The following is a 3,517-nucleotide window of genomic DNA, read 5'->3' as shown; positions in this document are numbered from 1 at the left end:
GGCAGCGCGCAGCGCTTCGTCCAGCGTGTAGCGCAGGCCGCGGCGCGCGGCGATGCGGCCAAGCTGCGCGCGCACGTCCTGCACCAGCGCGTCGCGCTGCGCGTCGCTGGGGCCGCGCAGATCCAGGCTGAACCGGCAGCGCCCCGGAACCACGTTGATCGATCCGCCGGGCACGTCGAGCAGGCCGATGGTGCCCACCGAGCCCTCGTCCTGCGCGGCGCGCTGCTCGATGTACAGCGCCAGTTCCGCCACGCCCGCGGCGGCGTCGCGGCGCCGGCCCATGGGGGTGGTTCCGGCGTGGCTGGCCATGCCGATCATCTCGCCGATGAAGCGCACGCAGCCATTGATGGAGCTGACCACGCCCAGGGGCAGGTCGAGCTCGTTGAGCACCGGGCCCTGCTCGATGTGCACCTCGACGAAACCCAGGTAGCGCTGCGGGTCGCGCCGCAGCGCGGCGATTGCTTCAACGCACAGGCCCGCGTGCTGCATGGCGCTGCGCATGCTGATTCCTTCGGCGTCCCTCTGGTCGAGCCACGCGGGGTCGAAGTCCCCGGTGAGCGCGCCCGATCCCAGAAAGCTCGCCGGGTAGCGCTGGCCTTCCTCTTCCGCGAACGCGACCACCTCGATGCCCAGCGGCAGGCGCCGACCCGCACGCTGCAGCTCGCGCACGCAGGCCATGGGAACGAAGATCCCCAGGCGGCCGTCGTACCAGCCGCCGTTGCGCACGGTGTCGTAGTGCGAGCCGGTCAGCAGGTAGCGCGCGCCGTCGGCTGCCGGGTGGTAGCGGCCCACCACGTTGCCCACGGCGTCGGTCGCGACCTCGTCGAAGCCGCAGTCGCGCATCCAGTCGCCGATGCGCCGGGCGCAGGCGCGGTGCGCGTCGGTCAGGTAGGTGACGGTGAGCTGGCCCTGTTGCGCAAAGCCCGGGTCGGAATACTCGGCCAGCTTCTCATGCCAGTCCCAGAGGTCGTTGCCCAGCGTCGGTTCGGCGCCGAACCGGTCGTTCAGGCGCAGCTCGGCGATGCGGTGGAGATTGCGCAGCGCCTCGGCCCGCTCGAAATCGGCGTGGTTTTCCAGGCGCCGCTCCAGGGTGTCGATGATTTCCTGCTGCGTCAGCCCCGTTCCGCGCGGGCCGCGCACGGCCAGGACGAACGGGAAGCCAAAGCGCTCTTCGTAAGCCGTGTCCAGCCGCGCGATGCGCGCGCTCTCGTCCGGCGTGGGGCTGCGCTGCGCCAGGGCCTGGTCCATGCGCCATGGATTCGCGCGGATCAGCGCCAGCTGCGCGTCGGCACCGGCGCCGCGCACCGCCTGCACGAGCGCATGCCGCAGCTGCGCGAGCGAGCGCAAGGGGCGCAGGGCCAGCGCCCGCTCGGCGACCCAGGGCGCGTGCGCGTACAGGCCGTCGAGCAGGCGCAGGGCGTCGGCGGCGCTGGCGCCGTTGAGTCTCTCCAGGGTCGGGGGGGTCGGGGTCATGGCGGGTCGGCTTTCTGTGCGGGGCAGGGATGCGCCTGTCTCCAGTGGCGCGCGATGTCGATGCGGCGGCAGACCCAGACCTGCGAATGCCGCTGAATATGGTCCAGAAAGCGCTGCAGCGCCGCGATGCGCCCGGGGCGTCCGAGCAGGCGGCAGTGCATGCCGACGCTCATCATCTTCGGCGCGTCGGCGCCCGCCGGGTCGCCTTCGGCGTACAGGGCGTCGAAGCTGTCCTTCATGTACTGAAAGAACGGGTCGGCGTGCGCATAGCCCTGCGGCAACGCGAAGCGCATATCGTTGCAGTCCAGCGTGTAGGGCACGACGAGCTGCGGCACCACGCTGGCGTCGCTGCGCCGCACCAGCATCCACAGGGGCAGGTCGTCGCCGTAGTAATCGCTGTCGTACTCGAAGCCGCCAAAGTCGGCCACCAGGCGGCGGGTGTTCGGGCTGTCGCGGCCGGTGTACCAGCCCAGCGCGCGGGTGCCGGTCAGGCGCTCCATGATGGCCATGGCCTGCGCCATGTGCGCGCGCTCGACGTCTTCCGGAACATGCTGGTAGGCAATCCACTTCAGGCCATGGCAGGCGATCTCGTGGCCCAGTTCCACGAAGGCCCGGGTCAGCTCGGGGTGGCGCTGCAGGGCGCTCGCCACGCCGAACACCGTGAGCGGCAGCGCGCGCGCTTCGAACTCGCGCAGGATGCGCCACACCCCCGCGCGCGCGCCGTATTCGTAAATGCCCTCCATGCTCATGTGCCGCGCGGGGTAGCTCGCGGGGCTGAACATCTCGGAGAGGAACTGCTCGGAACCGGCGTCGCCATGGAGCACGGCGTTCTCTCCGCCTTCCTCGTAGTTCAGCACGAACTGCACGGCGATGCGCGCGCCGCCCGGCCATTGCGCGTGCGGCGGATGCCTGCCATAGCCGGTCAGATCGCGGGGGTAGGCTTGGGTGCTGTCGTAGATCATGGGGTGCCGCGCGCTCGCGGGCAGAGGGCGCAATGGCGGCATGATACGGGGGACGCTTGCACGGCCCCGCCCGCGCCCCGAGCGCCGGCCGCCAGCCCAGGGGCCTGCTGCACAATGCGCGCCATGCACACGCCCCCCTCCACCCCGGCCGCAGCGCCGGCCTGCATTCCGGACTTCCGCTCCCGGCCACGCGACTTCCTGCGCGCCCTGTTTGACGCCGCCGTGCGCAGCGCGCAGCCCCTGGAAGGCATGCGCGCCTGGCTGCCGGCGCCGCCCAAGGGGCGTACCCTCGTGCTCGGCGCGGGCAAGGCGGGCGGCGCCATGGCGCAGGCGCTGGAGGCGCTGTGGCCCGGCGACGCGCCCCTGTCCGGCCTGGTGCTCACGCGCTACGGGCACATCCCCCCGCGGCCCGCCGGCCTGGCGCAGCGCATCGAGGTCGTCGAGGCCGCGCACCCCGTTCCCGACGCCGCGGGACTGGCTGCGGCGCAGCGCATCCTGGCGCTGACCCGGGGGCTGAGCGCGGACGATCTGGTGCTGTGCCTGATTTCGGGCGGCGGCTCGGCGCTGCTCACCCTGCCCTGCGACGGGCTGACGCTGCACGACAAGCAGCGCATCAACCGCGCCCTGCTCGACAGCGGCGCGCAGATCAGCGAGATGAACTGCGTGCGCAAGCACCTCTCGCGCATCAAGGGCGGGCGGCTGGCGCTCGCCTGCGCGCCCGCGCGCGTGCTGACGCTGGCCATCAGCGACGTTCCGGGGGACGACCCGGGCGTCATCGCCAGCGGCCCCACGGTGCCCGACGCCAGCCACTGCGCGCACGCGCTGGCGATCCTCGCGCGCTACGGCATCGACGTTCCCGCCGCCGCCAGGGCGGCCCTGGAAGCGGGCACACTGGAGACCCCGAAACCCGGCGACGCGCGCTTTGCGGGCCACTGCCTGCAACTCATCGCCACACCCTGGCAGGCGCTGGAAGCCGCCGCCGCCACGGCGCGCGCCGCGGGGCTGGCCGTGCACGTGCTGTCGGACGAGATCGAGGGCGAGGCCTGCGAAGTCGGCCGGGTGCACGCGGCGCTCGCGCGCTC

3 protein-coding genes are annotated in these 3,517 nt (G+C 72.6%); 1 reads left to right on the top strand and 2 read right to left on the bottom strand.

What is annotated here, in order from left to right:
- Nucleotides 1-1,473: hydantoinase/carbamoylase family amidase (locus tag VTU_RS0115015; RefSeq protein WP_010105584.1), on the bottom strand; the 1,473-nt coding region annotated here is incomplete at its 3' end.
- Nucleotides 1,470-2,435, bottom strand: coding sequence for an allantoinase PuuE (puuE, locus tag VTU_RS0115010; RefSeq protein WP_010105583.1), 966 nt, complete (start codon nt 2,433-2,435; stop codon nt 1,470-1,472). The genes VTU_RS0115015 and puuE, both read right to left, overlap by 4 nt.
- 123 nt (nt 2,436-2,558) lie before the next feature.
- Here puuE and VTU_RS0115005 point away from each other — a divergent pair.
- Nucleotides 2,559-3,517, top strand: a 959-nt coding sequence (locus VTU_RS0115005) for a glycerate kinase type-2 family protein (RefSeq protein ID WP_086010012.1), incomplete at its 3' end; no start/stop codon positions are given.

The organism is Verminephrobacter aporrectodeae subsp. tuberculatae At4, assembly GCF_000193225.1.
GTDB classification, from domain to species: domain Bacteria; phylum Pseudomonadota; class Gammaproteobacteria; order Burkholderiales; family Burkholderiaceae_C; genus Acidovorax; species Acidovorax aporrectodeae.
The sequence above is the reverse complement of the archived record's forward strand: the minus strand, read 5'-3'. Positions and strand labels throughout refer to the sequence as shown.

Bases quoted from the DNA above. Each gene is read 5' to 3' on its own strand.
- puuE (WP_010105583.1), bottom strand. From the start codon at position 2,435: ATGATCTACGACAGCACCCAAGCCTACCCCCGCGATCTGACCGGCTAT.